Source organism: Ruegeria sp. BG8, from assembly GCF_056538325.1.
Genome location: NZ_JBQFSZ010000004.1, coordinates 274,827 through 294,481 on the forward strand (window position 1 = coordinate 274,827; position 19,655 = coordinate 294,481).

The window sequence follows — 19,655 nt, forward strand, 5'->3', positions numbered from 1 at the left end:
TCAAACGCCGACGTCCGGTCCATAACAGACCATCTCTTCACCGATGTTTTCAGCTTCGTACAGTTCTGTCTGATCCGGATTGCCCTCGAACTGAGCGATGAGCCCCCCGCCTGATCGCGTGAAAACCCAACATTGGGGATCAGATCGGTCCTCGTAAATGAAACAGATTTGGTCGTCGCGTTCGTACCAGATGCCTTCTCTGCACTCGCCATCCAGAAAAGACCAAATCACACGTCGGTTTGGCAGATACCGTTCCGCGCCATAGACCTGCCCTTGAAAGCCGTAAAACAACGTTTTTCCGCGTGTATAAGCATCGAACTCAGCGCCTGTGAGGGCCGATTGCGCACCCGCGGTTTGCGTGGAAAGCGCCAGAAGAATCATGACGTGTTTTAGCATAGCCGTATTCTGTCAGATGAAGCGTCGCTAAGCCAATTACCATTGCGTCACAATTGCCTTCCCTTACGTAATATATTGAATTTGTTTAGTGATTTTTGCGAACCTGGCAGAAACGGACGGGACAGAACGTTGACAACAGTCTTAACTTTCATCGCAGCGGCCTGTGCGTTGGCCTATCTGCCCATGACGCCCAAATCAGCAACGCTTTTGCGATCAGCGTTGAAAACAGCGTCTGTCGGCGTTCTGGCTTGGATTGCCCTCTATCAAGGGGCGCCCATTCTGCTAACGGCAGCTTTGGGGCTTTGCGCCCTTGGGGACGCGCTGCTCTCTCGTGAGACGGACAAAACGTTCATGGCCGGCATCGGTGCCTTTGCAGCAGGTCACATTGCATACATTGTACTGTTCGTCACACGACCGTCTGCAGACCTCGCCATGATACTGGAGCACCCCGGGGTTTTCTGGTCTCTGATCATTCTCGGCATCGTGGCGGCAAGCGTCTTGGTACCGCGTGCAGGTGATCTGAAGTTGCCTGTTTTGGGTTACATTCCCATCATCCTGGGCATGGGAGTCACTGTATTGGCCTTACCGGGCGAAGGTGCCCTTGGGCTGGCCTTGCCCGCCGCGCTGGCTTTCATTGCATCCGACCTTATCCTGGCCGCCGAGAAGTTTGTTCTGCCCGCCGGTCACCCCGCATTGCGTGTCACGCCATATTTGGTTTGGCCTCTTTATTGGGGTGCACAAGCCGGGTTGCTTTTCGCATTCCTCTGACCCTTTGCAACTGCCGCAATTCCGCATTAGGTGAGGGGAACACCTGCGGAGACCAAAAATGGCGTTTTTCTCAAAGCTCAAGGACAAACTCTTCAAATCCTCGTCGCGCCTCGAACAGGGGCTGGACGAGATCATCGAAGATGGCGGTGAGGAATCTTCGACCCCCGAGCCTGTTGAACCCGAGCTGCCAACCGAACCGCAGCCAGAACCCGATAAACAGCAACCTGCTGATACGCCCGTTCAAGCAACCACCCCCGCGCCCCAACCTGCGCCAGCCGACCCCGCACCAACAAAAGGTGTTTTGGGCCGTTTCTTTGGACGAAGTGAACCCAAAACCGTCATCCGCCGCACCTTGGACGACGACATGCTGGAACAGCTCGAAGAGCTGCTGATCGCCTCGGACATGGGCGTGGACACAGCGCTGCGCGTCACATCCAACATGGCCGAAGGGCGCTATGGTCGAAAACTCTCGACACAGGAAATCAAAGAGTTACTTGCGCAAGAGGTCGCTCGTGTGATGGAGCCTGTGGCGAAACCGATGCCGCTTTACCCCAAAAGGCCTCAGGTCGTTCTGGTCGTCGGCGTAAATGGCTCTGGCAAAACGACCACGATCGGCAAACTGGCCAGCCAGTTCAAAGCTGCAGGAAAAAAGGTCGTCATCGCCGCTGGAGACACATTTCGCGCCGCCGCGGTGGAGCAATTGCAGGTTTGGGGTGACCGCGCGGGCGTTCCTGTTCTGACGGCCCCCGAAGGTTCCGACCCCGCATCACTCGCTTTCGATGCCCTCACAAAAGCACAATCCGAAGGCGCAGATCTTCTGATGATCGACACGGCCGGCCGCTTACAGAACCGGGCTGACCTAATGGAAGAGCTGGCCAAAATCGTTCGCGTGATCCGCAAAGTGGACGATACTGCGCCCCACAACACCCTATTGGTGCTGGACGCAACGACAGGCCAGAACGCCCTTAGCCAAGTGGACACTTTCCGTAAATTGGCAGATGTGTCTGGCCTGGTCATGACCAAACTTGATGGCACCGCCAAAGGCGGCGTTCTGGTCGCGCTGGCTGACAAATTCGGCCTTCCCATTCACGCCATCGGCGTTGGCGAGCAAATCGACGACCTGGCCCCATTCGACCCCGAAGAATTCGCTGCCGCATTAACGGGTCTCGCAACAGGGTCCGAAACTTCATCTGGCTAAAAATATCCTCGGGGGGTGTGGGGGGCAGACAGCCCCCCACCCTCTCCAACCAGACAAAGGCCACTATGTGAGCGATTGGCTGATCTCTCTCGAAGGTACCGAAGCCGGCCACCGCCTTGCCTTGGCCCTGGCCTTGATGGCTGCTTTTCTTCACGCTGCATTCGGCGCGCTGCAAAAAGGCCGCCATGATCCCTGGATGTCCCGTGGCGCGATCGACGCAAGCTATGGCCTAATGGCAGCCCCATTCGCACTCTTTGTGGTCCCGTGGCCAGAACCGTATATGTGGCCTATCTTTGCGGTCGTTTGGCTGATCCACATCCTCTACAAAATCCTGCAGGCATTTGCCTATACCAAGGGGTCATACACGGTCGTCTACCCGGTAGTTCGGGGAACCGGCCCGCTTTTCACCGTCGTTGGCGCCTATCTCCTGTTCGGGGAAACATTTACCGGGATGCAATGGTTTGGCGTTTTTGTTCTGACAGCCGGGATTTTCGGCTTGGCCGCCTACAATTTCCGTTTCCTGGAAACTGACCGAGAAACTCTTGGCATTGCTCTCGTTCTCGCCATCGCGACGGGTCTTTTTGTTGCGCTTTATACAACCTATGACGCCTACGGCATTAGGGCGACGGCTGATCCATTTACGTTCCTCGCATGGTTTTTCATGATCGACGGTGCCGCTATGCCAATCTACGCCGCGCTGAGATGGCGCGCCATGTCCAACCCTCCAGCCATAGGCCCTTTGATGTTGCGTGGGCTGGCAGGTGGCCTGATCGCGCCATTGTCGTTTGGCTCTATCATGATGGCCACAAGATTGGACAAAGTCGGCGAAGCAGCCGTCCTGCGCGAAACCTCAACGGTTTTTGCGGCGCTGATCGGATGGCTGATCCTGAAAGAAACCGTCGGTCCAAGGCGGATTGCGCTGATGGCATTGATTGCACTCGGCGCCGTAATAGTTGAAATGGGCGGGTAAGCAGCAGGAAACCGACATGACAGGCAAAAAAGAGATCAATCCGTTTCTGAAACAGGTGCTGGAGCTGGGCCCGCCTTTGGCCTTCTTCTTCATCTACCTGCGACTGCGCGACGACAGCTTCGAATTCGCAGGGACCGAGTATTCGGGCTTTATCGTTGCAACCCTGATCTTCGTGCCACTCATGCTGGGCGCGATGGCTATCCTGTGGTTTCTGACTGGGAAACTCAGCCGAATGCAGATCTTCACCGCCTTCATGGTCATTTTCTTTGGCGGCCTGACAGCCTGGTTCAACGACGAGCGCTTTTTCAAAATGAAAACGACGCTGGTTTACGGTTTCTTTTCGGTCATTCTGGGGATCGGTCTTTTGCAGGGAAAATCCTATCTGGCCTACGTTCTGGATGAGATGCTGCCAATGCGCCACGAGGGGTGGATGATCCTGACCCGCAGACTGTGCGGCTGCTTTGCCGTACTTGCCGTGGCCAACGAGCTTGTCTGGCGCACGATGTCCACCGATCTTTGGGTCAAAATCGAAACCTTCGGGTTTCCCATCGCCCTGATGGTGTTCCTGATGCTGCAGTTCAGCCTTTTGCAAAGCTACATGGATGACCCCGACCAACAGTAAAGGGGCCGGTTCAGCAATCTGGGGCACCAGTACCAACGGCAAGCCCAACAAAAACCTTGGCTAATTGTCATAGCTGTGAAAAGTTGTGGAACCACTCACCACCGCCAGCCGGAGTACCACACCAATATGACGGCCTTCCCTAACAGTGGCTTCCTGTCGGAAGCTTCGGACCGATTGAGGGCCATGCTCTCAGCGCAGGCTACCGAAATATCCCTCAAACAAGGCGACGTCCTCTTCGAACAGGGGGACGAAGGCGATGCCCTTTTTGCCATTCTGGAGGGCACGCTCGAAGTTTCCTTTCTCGCGATGAGCGGGCGCAAGCTATCCCTGACCCTCATGAAGCCAGGAGAGGTCTTCGGTGAGATTGCGTTGTTCGATAACGGACCACGTACCGCGACGATCTCGGCAGCCGAACCGTCACGTGTCTTGCGGGTACGCCGCAACGACGTCATGAACCAAATTCGTCAGCACCCTGACCTTGCCGTCGACATGATCCGCTTGGCGGGCCTTCGTATGCGCTGGATGGGCTCTCAGCTGAACGAGCAGGTCTTTCTACCGATGCCTATCCGTCTTGCTCGCAAACTGTTGCACCTGTCCGACCTGCAGGGCAACGCATCCAACCGCATCACCTTATCGCAAAGCGAACTGGCCGAGTTTGTGGGCGCAACGCGTGAGGCCGTTTCCAAGACCATTTCGACCTGGAAACGCGATAACGTGGTCGAAGCCTCGCGCGGAGGGTTAAAAATCCATGACTTTGAGGCGTTGCGGGAACTGGCCGACTCGGATTTGATTTAACCTGATGTGACCTGCTTCACATACGGTCAGCCGCGTTAAGACTATCTTAATTATTGTTACCGTAGGAGGTCAGAGAATCATCCCCGATATCTGTCCACTGACCTCTCCCTGTATCAGAGCCACGCGCCTTCCCCGGCGTGTGGCTCACTAATTTAGACCTCGCACAAATAAGGCCGGAGCTCTCGCTCCGGCCTTATTTGTTTTGTGGATATTTGACGGTTATTCGCCAAGGCTCAGCGCCACGAACCGAGGATCGCCGCCCCGACGCACCAGCAGCAGCAGTGACTTGCGCCCTGCTTCGCGCGCTTCTTCCATCCGTGTTTCAAGATCGTCGATGGACGTCACTTTTTGCTGGCCGGCCTCAGTGATCAGATCACCTGCGCGTAGACCCTTGGCGTATGCTTCCGATGCTTCGTCGACTTCGGTCACGACCAGACCATCCGCATCTGCATCCAAGTTCAGATCCGTACGCAATGTGTCGGTCAGTGGCGAAATGGAAAGCCCAAGAATATCGGCATTCTCGTCCACCGGCTCTTCAGGAGCCTCTTCCTCGCCGCTATCTGCGCGTTCCGCATCTTCGCGACGGCCAAGCGTTACCAGTACCGTCTGCGTTCCGCCATCACGATGAACGACGACCCGGACAGATTTGCCGACAGTGGTTTCACCGACCTGACGCACCAAACCGCGTGTATCTTCAACTTCGACACCATCAAAGCTGAGAATAACGTCGCCAGCCAGCAGGCCCGCATCTTTGGCCGGGCCGTCCGGAACATCGCTGATCAGCGCGCCGCCGGGTTTTTCCAGCCCCATGGCCTCGGCCATATCTTCGGTCACATCCTGAATGCGAACACCCAGCCAACCGCGACGGGTTTCACCAAACTCGCGCAATTGATCGACGACCTTAATTACAACGTTGGACGCCATCGAAAATCCAATGCCGATCGACCCACCGTTCGGGGACAAGATGGCTGTGTTCACTCCGATTACCTCACCATCCATATTGAACAGCGGCCCGCCCGAGTTGCCTCGGTTAATGGCCGCATCCGTTTGGATGTAGTCGTCATAAGATCCACTCAGCGCGCGATTTCGGGCCGATACGATACCAGCGGACACCGAAAAACCTTGTCCAAGCGGGTTACCCATTGCAATCACCCAGTCGCCCACGCGGGCCACGTCGCTGTCGCCGAACTGCACATACTGCAGCGGGCCGGACGCTTCGACCTTGAGAAGCGCGATGTCGGTTTTCTCATCCGTTCCGATCACTTTGGCGGGCAGCTCTTTCTTGGGCTGTCCGTCACCGGGGAAGAATTCGATCAGGATCTCATCGGCCTCGGCGATGACGTGGTTGTTGGTTACGATGAACCCATCCTCTGAGATCACAAAACCTGAACCCAAGGCATTGCTGCGACGTGGGCGATTGTTGTCGTCACCGTTTCGATCCTGAAACTCGCGAAAGAAATCCTCGAACGGAGAACCTTCGGGAACGATCCCCTGAGGCCCCGCCTGCCCTTCGATCAGTGTGGATGTCGTGATATTGACCACCGCAGGGCTGATCTGTTCAGCCAACGGCGCCAGGCTGTCACCACGCGCTTGCGCAGAGACCGATTGGGCCAGAACAAGCAGCAGACCGGCGACCGCCAACCACATCAACCGCATGAAACCAACAACATCGTCCCGCCGGACGGTAATACTGCGCGCTTGTGCCTGCACTTGGGAACTCCTTGTCGTCAATATTGTCTGGATCGCCCTTGGGCGGTCCTTCTTGACAACCAATGTAGTCGGTTTGTCCTAACCCGCAACTGAGGATCGCGGGGAAATCACCTGCAAGTGAAAACCCTGTATTAAAACCCGACCTGAAAAGCCCCCCAAAGCAGCACCAATCCACTTACGATGCACAATAACCCGGCCAATCGCCGCGCCTGTTCCGGTAAAGTCCGCAGAGCTTCGAGCATTCGTTCAATAAGCGAAGGGGCCAGCGCATAGGCCAGCCCCTCGACAATCAGCACCAGCCCAAAGGCCAGAAGGATCATACCCATTACTGGGTCGCCTGCCCTGTGGGCGATTTCAGGTAGTTGAAGAACTCGGAATCGGGGCTGAGCACCATCGAGCTGTTGCCACCGCCCAGCGCGCGCTCATAGGCGGACAGCGAACGGTAGAACTCGAAGAACTCCGGGTCTTTGCCAAAGGCTTCGGCGAAGATCGCGTTGCGTTCCGCGTCGGCCTCACCACGAATGATCTCAGCTTCGCGGTTGGCGTCTGAGACCAGCTCGACCACGGTCCGGTCGGCTTGCGCACGCACACGCTGCGCCGCCTCGTTACCGCGGGCACGTTCGTCGGTCGCCTCACGCTCACGTTCGGCTTTCATCCGGTCGAATGTTGCATTCAGGTTAGCCTGCGGCAGGTCAGTTGCCTTCAGGCGCACGTCGATCACATTCACGCCCAGCGCACGCGCTTCGGCAATTGCGCTGTTGCGGATACGCAGCATAAGGGCCGCACGGTCCGAACTGAGGATATCGCGGGAGGATACCGAACCCAAAACTTCACGCGTTTCTGCGCGCAGGATACGGTCCAGACGATCTTCGGCGACCGGGATGCCTCCAACACCAACAGCCTGACGGAATTGCTCAAGATCCGAAATCCGGTAACGGGCAAATGCGTCAACCACCAGACGTCGATCGTCCAAGGGCGTGACTTCCAACGGCTGCACGTCGATGGACAGGATACGGTCGTCATAGCGAACCACTTCCTGAATGACCGGGATTTTGAAGGCCAGACCGGGGTCTTCCTTAACCGAGACAACACGGCCAAATTGCAGAACCAGTGCGCGTTCGCGTTCGTCGACGATAAAGATCGATGACAAACCGACCACGCCCAGGATCACGATGATGATAAGAATAATGGGTGACTTACGCATCAGTTGCTCTCCCCGCCTGAGTTGCGGCGCAGTTCATTCAACGGCAGATATGGCACGACGCCCTGGCTCTGACCGTTGGAGTTTTCGTCCAGAATGATCTTATCCACGTCACCCAAAACCTGCTCCATCCGCTCTAGGTATAGACGTTTGCGGGTCACATCGGGCGCTTTGGAGTATTCTTCCAAAACCGCGCTAAAGCGGCTTGCCTCACCCTGTGCGCTGTTGATCTGCTGGGCGCGATAGGCTTCGGCCTCTTCCAGAACCTGTGCAGCTTCACCGCGCGCTTCGGCCAAAACACGGTTGGCATAGGCGTCAGCGACGTTTTGCAGACGGTCACGCTCCTGAGCAGCGGCCTGAACGTCGCGGAAGGCCGCAATCACGTCTTGCGGCGGGTCAGCCTTGTCAAAGTTCACACGGACAATGTTGATGCCTGAATCGTAACTGTCCATCGTTTCCTGGATCAACTCTTGCAGGCGTTCAGCGATGACACCACGATCCCTGTTCAGGATCGGAGCCAGTTCGCTTTGCGCGATGATCTCACGCATCGCCGATTCAGATACCGCGCGGATCGTTTGACGTGCGTCGCGTAGATTGAACAGGAACTTGGCCGGGTCGTTGATGTTCCAAACGACTTGGTAGTCGATATCGACCACGTTTTCGTCACCTGTCAGCATGAGGCCATCATCGCTGCCGCGCGCGCCACCCATGTCTTCGTTCTGTTCGCGGGTGACCGGGATGACCTCGGCGGTCACGAACGGCCACGGCGCAAAGTTCAGACCGGGATTACCAACCGCGGAGAACTCACCAAGAAACAGCTCGACTGACTGTTCTTCCGGTTTCACCGTGTAAAAACTTGCCGCGCCCCATAGGACAGCGCCAACCACGAGACCGATAATGACCGTCCCTTTGGTGAAAAGCGGCCCACCGCCGCCCGAGCCCTGCCCGTTGCTGCCGCGTCCTGAACCACCGCGTCCGCCCATGAGGACGCGCAGCTGTTCCTGACCTTTCTTCATCAGCTCGTCGATCTCGGGGATCTGCGGGCCATCGCCTTCGGGTGGGCGTTGCCCGTTCCCATTGCTACCCCGATTTCCTCCGCCGCCAGAAGAGCCTCCGCCCCCCCAGGGGCCGCCGCTGTTGCCCGCCATATGAATCTATTCCCTTGTGTTGGACCGTGTGATCACGGGTTCCCTTGTAACTTGTGTGCGCGCGGTTGCAAATCAAGCGGTGCGCGCAGGTTGCCGCATTGTCACCAGTTCTTCGGCCATGACCGGGTGAACTGCAACAGTGCGATCGAAATCTTCCTTGGTTGCGCCCATCTTTACGGCAATTCCCGCCAATTGGATCATCTCACCCGCGCCCGGAGCAACAATGTGGCACCCCAAAACCTTACGAGTGGCCTGAGACACGATCAGTTTCATCAAAACGCGCTGCGTACCGCCAGCAAACGCTTTTTGCATAGGCTTGAACGATGTCGCGTAAACCTCAATCGGCTCTTGTGCCGCTGCTTCTTCTTCGCTCAGTCCTACGGTTCCAAACTCTGGCTGGGTGAAAATCGCGGTCGGGATCAATTCGTGATCAACCGGCGTCGGGTTCCCTCGGAATACGGTTTCGACGAAAGCCATACCTTCGCGGATCGCCACCGGCGTCAGGTTTACCCGGTCGGTGACGTCGCCGATGGCGTAAATCGAAGGAACGCCCGTCTGGCTGTACTCGTCCACCAGAATCTCACCTTTGCGGCCCCGTTCAACGCCGACGGCCTCAAGACCCAGATTGTCCGCGTTCGGCGCACGACCCGTTGCGTACATCACTACGTCGAACTGATCCTCGGTGCCGTCGGTCGCTTTGACACGGATTTTGTCGCCCTCTTTCGTCATCTCAAGCACATTGGTGCCCAGACGGACATCAATCCCGTTCTGACGCATCTCTTCACAGATCAGCCCGCGCGCTTCTTCGTCGAAACCACGCAGAATTTGTGCCCCGCGATAAAACTGAGTTGTTTTGACCCCAAGCCCGTTCATGATCCCTGCGAATTCGCTGGCAATATAGCCGCCGCCGACGATCAGAATGCTTTCGGGCAGTTTTTCCAGATGGAAAATCTCGTTCGACGTAATCGCAAGATCCGAGCCCGGAAACTCGGGCACAACCGGGCGCCCGCCGGTGGCGATCAGAATGTGCTTGGCCGTCTTGCGGGTGCCATCGGCCAGTTCGACCGTATGAGCGTCAACGATATGCGCGCGCTGGTCAAAGCTCTCGACGCCGTTGTTCTTAAGGATATTGCGGTAGATGCCTTCCAGGCGGTCCAGTTCTGTCGTCAATTTGTCGTGAAACGTGTTCCAGCCAAACTCGCCGGGCTGGATGTCCCAGCCATAGGCTTGCGCGTCGCCCACCATGCCCGAATACTCGCTGGCAAAGACCATCAGCTTTTTGGGCACGCATCCTCGAATAACACATGTGCCGCCATAGCGGTCTTCTTCGGCAAGTGCGACCTTGGCCCCGGTTTCACCAGCCGCTACGCGCGCCGCGCGGACTCCGCCAGAGCCTCCGCCGATGACAAACAGATCATAGTCAAAGCTCATCCTGAGTTCCTTCTTTCCGTCAGGCCAAAATTCGTTGAGTATCTGGGGTCGAATAACAAGCTGCCAACCCTTGGTGTTTCAGAAAATGTATCAAAGACACTGAAAACACGATTGGTTAAGCTCAATCCGCTAGGTCCGAGAATAGATTCTCGTGGCTATCGGCTGGCTGCTCGGTCTCGACAGTGCCGTCATTGATATCGCGGATTTCGACGCGACCGTCGCCGTAACCGACCACAACCTTGTCACAAATGTCGATGAACAGACCGTTTTCGACAACACCCGGCACTTGGTTCAGAACCAGCGCCAGTTGCCGCACATTCCCGATGCGCTGCAAATGCAGATCAAGCACATGGTTACCCTCATCGGTGACAAACGGCACCTCTTGGTTCATCCGAAGCGACGTGCGTGTGCCCAGCACGTCCATTGTGTCCAGCGCCTCTTCAACAAGGGTGCGGGTGGTTTGCCAGCCAAAGGGGATCACCTCCAACGGCAAGGGGAACGCGCCCAATGTCTCAACCTCTTTTCCGGCATCGGCGATGACCACCATCTGATCACTTGCCGTCGCGACGATCTTTTCCTGCAGATGCGCGCCGCCACCGCCTTTGATCAGGTTCAGTTCGCCGTCAAATTCATCCGCCCCGTCGATGGTCATGTCCAGCCACCGCGCCTGATCCAATGACACAACCTCAATCCCGACCTCGCGCGCCAGTTGGGCCGTGCGGGTCGAGGTCGGTACACCCCTGATCTTCAAACCGTCCTGCTGCACCCGCTCGCCCAGACGACGTACCATCCAGGCGGCAGTCGACCCGGTGCCCAATCCGACGCGCATCCCGTCCTCAACCAAGTCAGCAGCACGGCGCGCGGCCACGTATTTGGCCTTGTCGATGGGCGACATCTCTGTGGTCATTGCAGCACCCCCTTGTCTTGCTGCCGAAACGTATACGGAATGCCCTCAGAAACTGCGAGAGGGAATTGATCACGTCACCCGGCGCGCGAATCCTAAAACTACGCGTTTCCTATTGGAAACGTCGCAATCGAGGCTTTCTGGCCGACGTTCAGCGTATACATATGGACCATGAACACGCCCTATCGCCTGCACTACGCCCCTGACAACGCCTCGCTGGTGATCCGGCTGGCGCTGGAAGAGATGCGCCTAGAGTACGAAACCGTTCTGGTTGACCGCAGCGTGAACGAACAGGAATCTGATGCTTATCGTGCATTGAACCCGAATGGGTTGATCCCCGTTCTTGAGACACCGCACGGGCCAATTTTTGAAACCGCGGCCATTTTATTGTGGCTGGCGGACACGCATAAACAGCTTGCCCCTACCCCGGATGCGCCAGACCGGGCCTCGTTCTTGAAGTGGCTGTTCTTTGCGTCCAATACGCTGCACGCCGATCTACGGATCCTGTTCTATGCGGAAAAGTACATTGAGGCAGGTCAGGCAGACACCCTGCGCGCCGGAATCCGTCCTCGGCTGCGGAACCACCTTCGTCTGTTGGATGCGCAGGCTGCAAAGACGCCTGAGTGGCTGCACCCGGAAAAACCTTCTATTCTGACCTACTATGTCGCTTGTCAGATGCGATGGATGGGCCTTTACCCCATGAAAGCTGATCGCAGCTGGTTTCAACTTGCGGACACGCCCCATCTGCAGCGGATTCTGATGCAACTGGAATCCCGTCCCGCGACGCGTGCCGCTATCGCAGCCGAGGGGTTGGGGGTTACACCCTTCACAGCCCCGATTTACCCTAACCCACCAGAAGGCTCTGCTAACTGATATGTTCCTATCTGTCTTCGATATGTTCAAAGTGGGCATTGGCCCATCGTCATCGCACACTATGGGTCCGATGGTAGCCGCTGCGCGGTTCTTGGACCAGATGCGCGCCTCGCCGTTCGAATTTGCGGGTTTGCGTGGGTCACTGCACGGATCATTGGCGTTCACGGGCGTCGGTCACGCGACGGACAGAGCGACTATTTTGGGTCTGGCGGGCTTTGTCCCCGATACGTATGACCATGAAAAGGCCGAAGCGGCGCTGGCCGCCATCAACGAAACCCACACTGTCACGGTCGATGGGTTGCCGACGCTGCAGTTTGACCCCAAAAGTGATCTGGTCTTTGATTACGAACACCACCTGCCCGGCCACGCCAACGGCATGATCTTGATGGCCACTGATGCGCAGGGCGATGTGATCTTGCGTCAGGTGTACTACTCTATCGGTGGCGGGTTCGTCCTGACCGAAGAGGAACTGGCAGACGGTAAAGCCACAGACGAAGGCAAGCCGGTTCCTTTTCCTTTCAAATCTGCGGTCGAGATGCTCGACATGGCCAAATCCAGCGGCAAAAGCATTGCCGAGATGAAGCGCGCCAATGAAATCTCGCGGGGGTGCGCCGACAGCTTTGCCAAGGGCACTGCGCGGCTTTGGCAGGTGATGAACGATTGTATCGAACGCGGCCTGACCACCGACGGCATCCTGCCCGGCGGTTTGCACGTTCGACGCCGCGCCAAGGGCATCCATGACGCGCTGCAGGCCGAGCGCGGGATGAACCTCAACGCGCCGCATACGATCAACGACTGGATGAGCGTCTACGCCATGGCCGTGAACGAGGAAAACGCAGCCGGCGGACAGGTTGTCACCGCACCCACCAACGGGGCCGCAGGCGTACTACCGGCGGTGTTGCGCTATTACCTCGACCATGTCCCCGGTGCCTCTGAAAACCATATCGAGGACTTCCTGCTGACAGCTGCTGCAATTGGCGGCTTGGTCAAGTTCAACGCCTCAATTTCGGGTGCCGAGGCCGGTTGTCAGGCCGAGGTTGGCAGCGCGGCGGCTATGGCAGCAGCCGGTCTTTGCGCTGTGATGGGCGGCACGCCCGAGCAAGTGGAAAATGCGGCTGAAATCGCGCTCGAGCATCATTTGGGCATGACCTGCGATCCCGTGGCAGGATTGGTTCAGGTTCCCTGCATTGAACGCAACGGCTTGGGTGCCATCAAGGCAGTTTCGGCTGCTTCGCTGGCGTTGCGCGGGGATGGGCATCATTTCGTCCCTCTGGACGCGGTGATTGAAACCATGCGTCAGACGGGCCACGACATGCACGAGAAATACAAGGAAACCTCTTTAGGCGGATTGGCTGTAAACGTGCCGAACTGCTGACCTTTACGGAAGGAATAACATGCAGGGACATTGCCTTTGTGGTGCCGTTTCTTTTCAGGTCGACCCCCCGGTCCTGTCCTGCGTGACCTGCCATTGCGATAGCTGTCGCCGACAATGCGCCGCCCCGATGACAGCGTATTTCGGCGTCAGAGATGGTCAGTGGCGTTGGACGGGGTCTACGCCAAAGACATTTGCGTCTTCGCCCGGTGTCGAGCGCAGTTTTTGTGCCGATTGCGGCAGCCCCATTTCCTTTCGATCCGAAGCCATGTCTGGTGTACTGCACCTTTACACCGCCCTGTTGGACGACCCAAACCAGCTGCGACCCACATTGCATGTTGCGCACGAAGAAAAGCTGGATTGGTTGCAGTTGTCCGACGGGTTGCCGGTTTGCATTGGTCCCGACTACACCAAGGTTCAGCCCTTGCCAGAAGACCTTTCAACTGATCCGCAAAACCCTTAGCGTCGCGCACATGACACAGGATCGCCCCGTCTTTGGCATCGTCTTGATGCTTGGATTTTGCCTGCTTGCGCCGTTGGGTGACGCAATGGCGAAACTGCTGGGCGAGACGACTCCGGTGGCAATGCTGGTTTTTATCCGCTTTGCGGTTCAGGCGCTTATTCTGACGCCGCTTGTTCTATTGACCCGCAGACCCTGGATGATGCGAGGGCGCGTTCTGCGCCTGACGTTTATTCGAACGGTTCTGCACATTATCGGCATTAGCGCGATGTTCAGTGCGTTGCAGTATTTACCTCTGGCAGACGCGGTCGCCATCGCTTTTGTGATGCCATTCATAATGCTGCTATTGGGCCGTTACGTACTGGGCGAAGAAGTCGGGGCGCGGCGGCTGATCGCCTGCGTCGTAGGGTTTGTGGGCACATTGCTTGTCATTCAACCCAGTTTTGTGCAGGTCGGCGCGGCCGCGTTGTTGCCCTTAGTAGTCGCCGTGGTCTTTGCCCTGTTCATGCTGGTGACGCGTCAGATCGCCAAAGATACGGACCCAATCGCGCTTCAAGCTGTGTCCGGCCTGATGGCAACTGGTCTGATGCTGCCGTTTCTGCTGGCTGGAACATCGGCCCAGATATGGCAGCTTTCACTAGTCGTCCCCGAAGGCGACAGCCACGTGTTGTTGTTGGCCATCGGGGTTTTGGGAACGGTCGCGCATCTTTTCATGACCTGGTCGCTGCGGTATGCCCCGTCGGCCACTTTAGCCCCGATGCAGTATCTTGAAATCCCGGTCGCCACCGTATTCGGTTGGATCATCTTTCACGACTTACCAGACGGGCTGGCCGCACTTGGGATTGCAATCACGGTCGCTTCGGGCCTTTATGTCATCCTGCGCGAGAGGGCCAGCGCCCGGTCTGCTCCGACTGAAACACCTGCATAACCTGCTCTAGCGCGCCGCGCGGAACCATAACGATCATACCCGGGCCGTCGATGTTCAACTCGACCTCAGCGATGACCCGATTGGACGTACCGATTTGCCCGCCGGGTTCGAACACCAAGCCATCAATGGGCCATTCCAACCCCTTGCTTCGTCCTGTCACGCGCTCAAGTGGAAACAAGGACACGATATCTCCAACCGATAGATTTAACGCAAGACGAGGTGGCGCGTGAAAAACGACCTCATGCGCGCCCAGCAAAACACAGGGGCGATCTTGCTGGCGAACCAGTGTGTTAAGGACCGCGAGTTGATGGTCCAACCTGTGTCCAAGAAATCCGATTCCCAAAACCAGGGGGGTGTCGATACTACGAAGCGCCTTATCAAAGTCAGTGCTGTCTTGTTCCTTGATCGGAAACTGACGTTCCGATGGTATAAGGTCTTGGATACGCGGCTCAAGCGAATCGAAATCGCCGATGACAGCATCCGGAATGCGCCCATTTTCGACCAAAGGTATCGCTCCGCCATCTGCGGCGACTATTGTTTGTGTACGAATCAGCGCCAATTTCAGGTCTTCGGGCATGATTAGACCGCCGCCAACCAGCGTTATTGGGTCGTCTGACCGTACAATTGGCATATTTTTCGTAAGATTGATCATTTTTCCCGGATTTGGACACATTGAGACCACAAAATGGTAGGTTCATAGGCAGAGGTTTGAGCCAATAGGTGTGCCCGGCACAGGGCGGGTTGGCTGTCGTAGTTTGTAAAGGACGTGCGTCTGATGGTACAGAATAACAAGGTTTTAACCGTTTCATACGGAACCTTCTCATGCACATTGGAAGGCTTTGACGACTCGTTCGAGACGATGAAAGCGATTGCCGAGTATTTTCGCGATCTCGCTGCCGAAGATCGTTACTTTGGATCCGAACCTCCGCAGCCTGACGCAGAAATGCTGGCTCGTATCGCCCAACGCGACGCATCGCGTCGTGTCGAAGCCAGCCAGAACGACCACGGCCTTGTCCTGCGAGCTACAGAACAAGCCGCGCCCGCGACGATTTCTGCGGCTCCCACGCCGAACGAAGTCTCTGGTTTTATGCAGCAAACTGCGCCCGCAGAACCCGTTGCTGAAACGTCTGAACCCGTCGAAGAGACACCTGCCCCAGCAGCCGACAGCATTGCTGCCAAACTGCAGCGTATTCGGGCTGTCGTATCTCATACCGACGAAAACTCGGTCATCTATGCCGAAGACGAAGAAACCACACTGATGAACGCAGCCGCCGCGCCAACGGACGCCGTTGCTGCTGCGTTTGAGGCTGGTTCGCTTAGCGCATCGGATTTCGAAGACGAATCCGAAGAAGCGATGGATGCCATCGCCGAAGACATGCAAGCCAGCCCGGTCGAAGCGGAAGAAGAACCTGCGTCGGAAGATGAGATGGCGTCCGAGTTCGCCATTGAAGACGATGAACAGGTCGGCGAAGACCTAGAACCTTCTGTCGATGAAGAGATCGCTCTGCAAGAAGAGGTGACCGAGGAAGAGCCCCAGGTCGAAGACGAAACGTCTGAAGAAGAAGATCTTCTTGAAGATGACGAACCCGCCGAGGAAGAGGATGAGCCGGTCAACATTCTGGGCGACTACGCCATGGATGACGTCTCGGACGAGCAGGAAGAAGAACCTGTAGAAGAGTTTGAGGAAGGCATCCTGACGGCAGCGGATGAGCAAGACCTGTTAAGCGAAATCTCGAACGTTGAAGCGTTCCTGGCAAAGCGGGCAACCGAATCTTCTGACGATTCCGGTCCAGATCAGGATGTATCCCGCCTGATGGACAAGGCGAATGTGCAGATGGACGATCCCGCGACCAGTGATCAGCGTGAAACCTATTCGCAGTTGCGCGCCGCCGTTGCCGCTACCGAGGCGGAACGCAAAGAAAAAGCACCAGAAGCCGAAGAAACTGATGAAGCCGAATACCGGGATTTCACGTCGTCGGTCAGCCCGCGCCGTCCCGAAATCGAAGTCACCAGCATGCGTCCGCAATCTGACACTTTGGCCCCGCTGAAACTTGTGGCCGAGCAGCGTATAGATACACCCGCTGACGAAGCCGCCCCGATCACTCCGCGTCGTGTTCGCGCACAGGACGAAGAAATGGCGACAGAGGAAGGCGGATTTGCGAATTACGCACAAGAACAAGGTGCTCAGTCCCTTCCGGATCTACTGGAAGCCGCCGCATCTTATCTGTCGTTCATCGAGGGACAGGAGCAGTTCTCGCGCCCTCAGCTGATGAACAAGATTCGCTCGCTCAAACAGGACGAATTCAATCGCGAAGAAAGCCTGCGCTCATTCGGCCAACTGCTTCGTGACGGCAAAATCGAAAAAGCAGGCGGTGGCCGGTTTGCCGCGTCGACTCATATTGGTTTCCGCCCGGATGACGACGAACGCGCAGCAGGCTGAAATTGACCAACAATAGAGTTAGGCCGGGGATTTCCCCGGCCTTTTCTTTTGCGCGAATTTACGCGGACGACTGCTTTTCCTGATCAACTTTCAGAAATTTATGCTGCACTGCAGAAAAATCTGTTATGATAGCCCTAGTACGACAGTTTTAAGTCTTCCCGTGTTCAAACAGAGGCTGCGCCATGTATGAACTTCCAATTAGACGTCTTAGAATTTACGACAAGCCAAAGATAGAGAGCCATTTCAATAGCTTGGACACCGACGCGCTCCTGTCGAGGTTCGGTGTTTCGGTTAAACCCGAATTCATTCAGGCCTATCTATCTGATATTTTCGACAATGCAGCGCTTGTTTATGGCGCGTTTCCCGACGCGTGCTTGCGCGGTGTTGGCGAGATGCGAGTGGTGCCGGACAATACCAACCACGTCGCAGAAGTCGCCTTTTCGGTCGAAACCTCCTGGCAGGACCGCGGGATTGGTGATGCACTTTTGTCCCGAATAATTGCAGCTGCCCGGAACCGAGGCATTCGAGAAGTGCATATGCTGTGTTTGGCAACCAACCAAAAGATGCGTCGTCTGGCATCAAAACACGATGCGGACCTGAACCTGATCACCGGTCAGATCGAGGCTACACTGGCCACGCCATGGCCAACCCCATTCAGCGTTGCCGAGGAAATTTCCGGAGAGTACCACGCAATGGCCCGCGCAATTCTTCGATGGCCGGGATTGGATTCCACCGCTAGCCGGTAGCGGATAACGTTAACCGTTTGGATCGTTCGGGTCTTCTTTGCCAACACCTTTGAAGACAAACTTGAACGGCAGGGCCCACAAAATGCCCAGCACAACGTAAACCACAAACTCCAGCCAAATTGGCGGACGGTCCAGCCAATTAACCACAGTCACCACGGCAACGATGTAGAGCGGCAAGCCAACCAGCAGCAAAACCAATGACCAACGTCGGCGGGCTTTGTAGCTGAGGCCCGATTTCTGTTCGTCAGCCATCAGTCTGCAAACGGGTCTGTCACCAATATGGTGTCATCCCTCTCCGGGCTGGTCGACAACAAGGCCACAGGGCATTCGATCAGTTCTTCTACACGGCGGACGTATTTGATCGCATTGGCGGGCAGATCTGCCCAGCTGCGGGCACCCTCTGTCGATTCGCTCCACCCCGGCATTTCTTCGTAAATTGGCGTGCACCGCGCTTGTTGATCAGCGGCAGTAGGCAAATAGTCCAGACGCTCGCCATCCAACTCGTATCCAACGCAGATCTTCAGGGTTTCGAAACCGTCCAGAACGTCAAGTTTTGTCAAAGAAATTCCATTCACACCGCTGGTGGCACAAGTCTGGCGCACAAGACACGCGTCAAACCAGCCGCAGCGACGCTTGCGCCCTGTTGTCGTACCAAATTCATGCCCGCGCTCACCTAGGCGCTGACCGTCGGCGTCTTCCAGTTCGGTCGGGAAAGGACCCTCTCCAACACGGGTGGTATAGGCTTTGACAATTCCCAGCACAAAATCGATCGACCCGGGGCCGATACCAACACCGGTCGCAGCCTGCCCCGCGATTACATTCGACGAGGTCACAAAAGGATATGTACCAAAATCAATGTCCAGCAACGCGCCTTGCGCACCTTCAAAGAGAATGCGCTTCCCGGCTTTGCGCTTTTCGTTCAGCACCTTCCAGACAGGAGCAGAAAAAGGTAGGATTTCAGACGCGATTTCCTTGAGTTGCGCGACAAGAGCGTCGCGATCTACGGGCGCGATCCCCAGACCCTTCCGAAGCGGATCATGATGCTGCAGCGCCCGGTCAACGCGCGCCTCTAGGGTTGCTTCATCAGCCAGATCGGCAACACGCACGGACCGTCGACCAACCTTGTCCTCATATGCAGGCCCGATGCCCCGCCCGGTTGTTCCGATCTTTGTCCCCTTGCTGGCAGCTTCTTCACGCGCCCGGTCCAATTCCCCGTGGATCGGCAGAATCAGCGGCGTGTTTTCCGCGATCATCAACGTATCAGGTGAAATCTCCACGCCCTGCGCACGAATAGTCGCAATCTCTTTAAGCAAGTGCCAGGGGTCCAGAACAACGCCGTTGCCGATCACACTTAACTTGCCACCGCGAACAACACCCGACGGCAACGCGTGCAGTTTGTAGACCGCACCATCAATTACCAAAGTATGCCCGGCATTGTGCCCGCCTTGAAAACGCGCAATCACATCGGCCCGTTCACTGAGCCAGTCGACGATCTTGCCCTTTCCCTCGTCACCCCATTGGGCGCCGACAACAACCACGTTGGCCATATCCGGTCCTTTTCGCGCTGAGTATTCAAACCCGGCTCGTATAGCGAGGCTCAGACGGCAGGGAAACCGATATTTCGCCGCAGATGACATTCGCGCATACGCGCGAAGCCTCCGGCGGGGATATTTTCAGCCAGATGAAGTTCGGA

The 19,655-nt window shown here is 56.6% G+C and carries 21 protein-coding genes; 11 read left to right on the top strand and 10 right to left on the bottom strand.

The window, feature by feature from the left end; all coding sequences use genetic code 11:
* Nucleotides 1–381, bottom strand: a complete 381-nt coding sequence (locus ACR0DG_RS10880) for a hypothetical protein (protein ID WP_480707145.1) — start codon at nt 379–381, stop codon at nt 1–3.
* Between the two features lie 144 nt (nt 382–525).
* On the opposite strand from ACR0DG_RS10880, the gene ACR0DG_RS10885 reads away from it, so the two are divergent.
* From ACR0DG_RS10885 to ACR0DG_RS10905, 5 genes are all read left to right on the top strand, one after another.
* Complete coding sequence (locus tag ACR0DG_RS10885) at nt 526–1,164, top strand: lysoplasmalogenase family protein (protein ID WP_480697747.1); 639 nt, start codon at nt 526–528, stop codon at nt 1,162–1,164.
* 58 nt (nt 1,165–1,222) lie between these two features.
* Nucleotides 1,223–2,362: a signal recognition particle-docking protein FtsY gene (gene ftsY / locus ACR0DG_RS10890; protein ID WP_480697749.1), complete on the top strand. Its 1,140-nt coding sequence runs from the start codon at nt 1,223–1,225 to the stop codon at nt 2,360–2,362.
* A gap of 67 nt (nt 2,363–2,429) precedes the next feature.
* The gene (locus ACR0DG_RS10895; RefSeq protein WP_480697751.1) at nt 2,430–3,332 is read left to right on the top strand and encodes an EamA family transporter; all 903 of its coding nucleotides are present in this window, start codon (nt 2,430–2,432) and stop codon (nt 3,330–3,332) included.
* Nucleotides 3,333–3,348: 16 nt separating this feature from the next.
* A complete protein-coding gene (locus ACR0DG_RS10900; RefSeq protein ID WP_480697753.1) occupies nt 3,349–3,954 on the top strand; it encodes an inner membrane-spanning protein YciB in 606 nt (201 codons plus the stop codon).
* A 126-nt stretch (nt 3,955–4,080) separates the two neighbouring features.
* The gene (locus tag ACR0DG_RS10905) at nt 4,081–4,749 is read left to right on the top strand and encodes a Crp/Fnr family transcriptional regulator (RefSeq protein ID WP_480697755.1); all 669 of its coding nucleotides are present in this window, start codon (nt 4,081–4,083) and stop codon (nt 4,747–4,749) included.
* 219 nt (nt 4,750–4,968) lie between these two features.
* Here the strand turns inward: ACR0DG_RS10905 and ACR0DG_RS10910 are convergent, their stop codons facing one another.
* From ACR0DG_RS10910 to rpiA, 6 genes are all read right to left on the bottom strand, one after another.
* Nucleotides 4,969–6,405: a Do family serine endopeptidase gene (locus ACR0DG_RS10910; RefSeq protein ID WP_480697896.1), complete on the bottom strand. Its 1,437-nt coding sequence runs from the start codon at nt 6,403–6,405 to the stop codon at nt 4,969–4,971.
* A 185-nt stretch (nt 6,406–6,590) separates the two neighbouring features.
* Complete coding sequence (locus ACR0DG_RS10915; RefSeq protein ID WP_480697757.1) at nt 6,591–6,785, bottom strand: DUF2065 domain-containing protein; 195 nt, start codon at nt 6,783–6,785, stop codon at nt 6,591–6,593.
* Nucleotides 6,785–7,663, bottom strand: coding sequence for a protease modulator HflC (hflC, locus tag ACR0DG_RS10920; protein WP_480697759.1), 879 nt, complete (start codon nt 7,661–7,663; stop codon nt 6,785–6,787). Before hflC ends, ACR0DG_RS10915 begins: the two co-directional genes overlap by 1 nt.
* Nucleotides 7,663–8,808 (bottom strand): FtsH protease activity modulator HflK, encoded by a 1,146-nt coding sequence (hflK, locus tag ACR0DG_RS10925; RefSeq protein WP_480697761.1) that lies wholly within the window; start codon nt 8,806–8,808, stop codon nt 7,663–7,665. The genes hflC and hflK overlap by 1 nt, the downstream gene beginning before the upstream one ends.
* 72 nt (nt 8,809–8,880) lie before the next feature.
* Nucleotides 8,881–10,239 carry a glutathione-disulfide reductase gene (gene gor / locus ACR0DG_RS10930; RefSeq protein WP_480697763.1) on the bottom strand — a complete coding sequence of 453 codons (1,359 nt, stop codon included), beginning with the start codon at nt 10,237–10,239 and terminating at the stop codon, nt 8,881–8,883.
* A 121-nt stretch (nt 10,240–10,360) separates the two neighbouring features.
* The gene (gene rpiA / locus ACR0DG_RS10935) at nt 10,361–11,146 is read right to left on the bottom strand and encodes a ribose-5-phosphate isomerase RpiA (protein WP_480697765.1); all 786 of its coding nucleotides are present in this window, start codon (nt 11,144–11,146) and stop codon (nt 10,361–10,363) included.
* A gap of 168 nt (nt 11,147–11,314) precedes the next feature.
* On the opposite strand from rpiA, the gene ACR0DG_RS10940 reads away from it, so the two are divergent.
* Genes ACR0DG_RS10940 through ACR0DG_RS10955 form a run of 4 tightly spaced genes read left to right on the top strand, consistent with a single transcriptional unit; the run spans nt 11,315 to nt 14,776 of the window.
* Complete coding sequence (locus tag ACR0DG_RS10940) at nt 11,315–12,016, top strand: glutathione S-transferase family protein (RefSeq protein WP_480697767.1); 702 nt, start codon at nt 11,315–11,317, stop codon at nt 12,014–12,016.
* Between the two features lies 1 nt (nt 12,017).
* On the top strand, nt 12,018–13,391 hold the full coding sequence (locus tag ACR0DG_RS10945) for an L-serine ammonia-lyase (RefSeq protein ID WP_480697769.1): 1,374 nt from the start codon (nt 12,018–12,020) through the stop codon (nt 13,389–13,391).
* Between the two features lie 19 nt (nt 13,392–13,410).
* Entirely contained in the window at nt 13,411–13,851 is a 441-nt protein-coding gene (locus ACR0DG_RS10950; protein ID WP_480697771.1) for a GFA family protein, read from the top strand.
* 10 nt (nt 13,852–13,861) lie between these two features.
* The gene (locus ACR0DG_RS10955) at nt 13,862–14,776 is read left to right on the top strand and encodes a DMT family transporter (RefSeq protein WP_480697773.1); all 915 of its coding nucleotides are present in this window, start codon (nt 13,862–13,864) and stop codon (nt 14,774–14,776) included.
* Here ACR0DG_RS10955 and ACR0DG_RS10960 read toward each other — a convergent pair.
* Nucleotides 14,721–15,407, bottom strand: coding sequence for a thiamine diphosphokinase (locus ACR0DG_RS10960; RefSeq protein ID WP_480707147.1), 687 nt, complete (start codon nt 15,405–15,407; stop codon nt 14,721–14,723). The two genes, ACR0DG_RS10955 and ACR0DG_RS10960, sit on opposite strands and share 56 nt — an antisense overlap.
* Nucleotides 15,408–15,551: 144 nt before the next feature.
* Here ACR0DG_RS10960 and ACR0DG_RS10965 point away from each other — a divergent pair, with 144 nt between their 5' ends.
* Both ACR0DG_RS10965 and ACR0DG_RS10970 read left to right on the top strand, forming a co-directional pair.
* Complete coding sequence (locus ACR0DG_RS10965) at nt 15,552–17,216, top strand: hypothetical protein (RefSeq protein WP_480697777.1); 1,665 nt, start codon at nt 15,552–15,554, stop codon at nt 17,214–17,216.
* Between the two features lie 182 nt (nt 17,217–17,398).
* Complete coding sequence (locus ACR0DG_RS10970) at nt 17,399–17,962, top strand: N-acetyltransferase family protein (protein ID WP_480697779.1); 564 nt, start codon at nt 17,399–17,401, stop codon at nt 17,960–17,962.
* A gap of 9 nt (nt 17,963–17,971) precedes the next feature.
* Here the strand turns inward: ACR0DG_RS10970 and ACR0DG_RS10975 are convergent, their stop codons facing one another.
* Both ACR0DG_RS10975 and ACR0DG_RS10980 read right to left on the bottom strand, forming a co-directional pair.
* Nucleotides 17,972–18,214 carry a DUF2842 domain-containing protein gene (locus ACR0DG_RS10975; RefSeq protein WP_480697781.1) on the bottom strand — a complete coding sequence of 81 codons (243 nt, stop codon included), beginning with the start codon at nt 18,212–18,214 and terminating at the stop codon, nt 17,972–17,974.
* Entirely contained in the window at nt 18,214–19,509 is a 1,296-nt protein-coding gene (locus tag ACR0DG_RS10980; protein WP_480697783.1) for an adenylosuccinate synthase, read from the bottom strand. Before ACR0DG_RS10980 ends, ACR0DG_RS10975 begins: the two co-directional genes overlap by 1 nt.
* Nucleotides 19,510–19,655: the final 146 nt, after the last annotated feature.

Coding starts and splice junctions, on each gene's coding strand:
- ACR0DG_RS10880 (WP_480707145.1), bottom strand. CDS start 381: ATGATTCTTCTGGCGCTTTCCACGCAAACCGCGGGTGCGCAATCGGCC.
- ftsY (WP_480697749.1), top strand. CDS start 1,223: ATGGCGTTTTTCTCAAAGCTCAAGGACAAACTCTTCAAATCCTCGTCG.
- ACR0DG_RS10900 (WP_480697753.1), top strand. CDS start 3,349: ATGACAGGCAAAAAAGAGATCAATCCGTTTCTGAAACAGGTGCTGGAG.
- ACR0DG_RS10905 (WP_480697755.1), top strand. CDS start 4,081: ATGACGGCCTTCCCTAACAGTGGCTTCCTGTCGGAAGCTTCGGACCGA.
- ACR0DG_RS10910 (WP_480697896.1), bottom strand. CDS start 6,405: ATGCGGTTGATGTGGTTGGCGGTCGCCGGTCTGCTGCTTGTTCTGGCC.
- ACR0DG_RS10915 (WP_480697757.1), bottom strand. CDS start 6,785: ATGGGTATGATCCTTCTGGCCTTTGGGCTGGTGCTGATTGTCGAGGGG.
- hflC (WP_480697759.1), bottom strand. CDS start 7,663: ATGCGTAAGTCACCCATTATTCTTATCATCATCGTGATCCTGGGCGTG.
- hflK (WP_480697761.1), bottom strand. CDS start 8,808: ATGGCGGGCAACAGCGGCGGCCCCTGGGGGGGCGGAGGCTCTTCTGGC.
- gor (WP_480697763.1), bottom strand. CDS start 10,239: ATGAGCTTTGACTATGATCTGTTTGTCATCGGCGGAGGCTCTGGCGGA.
- rpiA (WP_480697765.1), bottom strand. CDS start 11,146: ATGACCACAGAGATGTCGCCCATCGACAAGGCCAAATACGTGGCCGCG.
- ACR0DG_RS10940 (WP_480697767.1), top strand. CDS start 11,315: ATGAACACGCCCTATCGCCTGCACTACGCCCCTGACAACGCCTCGCTG.
- ACR0DG_RS10945 (WP_480697769.1), top strand. CDS start 12,018: ATGTTCCTATCTGTCTTCGATATGTTCAAAGTGGGCATTGGCCCATCG.
- ACR0DG_RS10950 (WP_480697771.1), top strand. CDS start 13,411: ATGCAGGGACATTGCCTTTGTGGTGCCGTTTCTTTTCAGGTCGACCCC.
- ACR0DG_RS10955 (WP_480697773.1), top strand. CDS start 13,862: ATGACACAGGATCGCCCCGTCTTTGGCATCGTCTTGATGCTTGGATTT.
- ACR0DG_RS10960 (WP_480707147.1), bottom strand. CDS start 15,407: ATGCCAATTGTACGGTCAGACGACCCAATAACGCTGGTTGGCGGCGGT.
- ACR0DG_RS10965 (WP_480697777.1), top strand. CDS start 15,552: ATGGTACAGAATAACAAGGTTTTAACCGTTTCATACGGAACCTTCTCA.
- ACR0DG_RS10970 (WP_480697779.1), top strand. CDS start 17,399: ATGTATGAACTTCCAATTAGACGTCTTAGAATTTACGACAAGCCAAAG.
- ACR0DG_RS10975 (WP_480697781.1), bottom strand. CDS start 18,214: ATGGCTGACGAACAGAAATCGGGCCTCAGCTACAAAGCCCGCCGACGT.
- ACR0DG_RS10980 (WP_480697783.1), bottom strand. CDS start 19,509: ATGGCCAACGTGGTTGTTGTCGGCGCCCAATGGGGTGACGAGGGAAAG.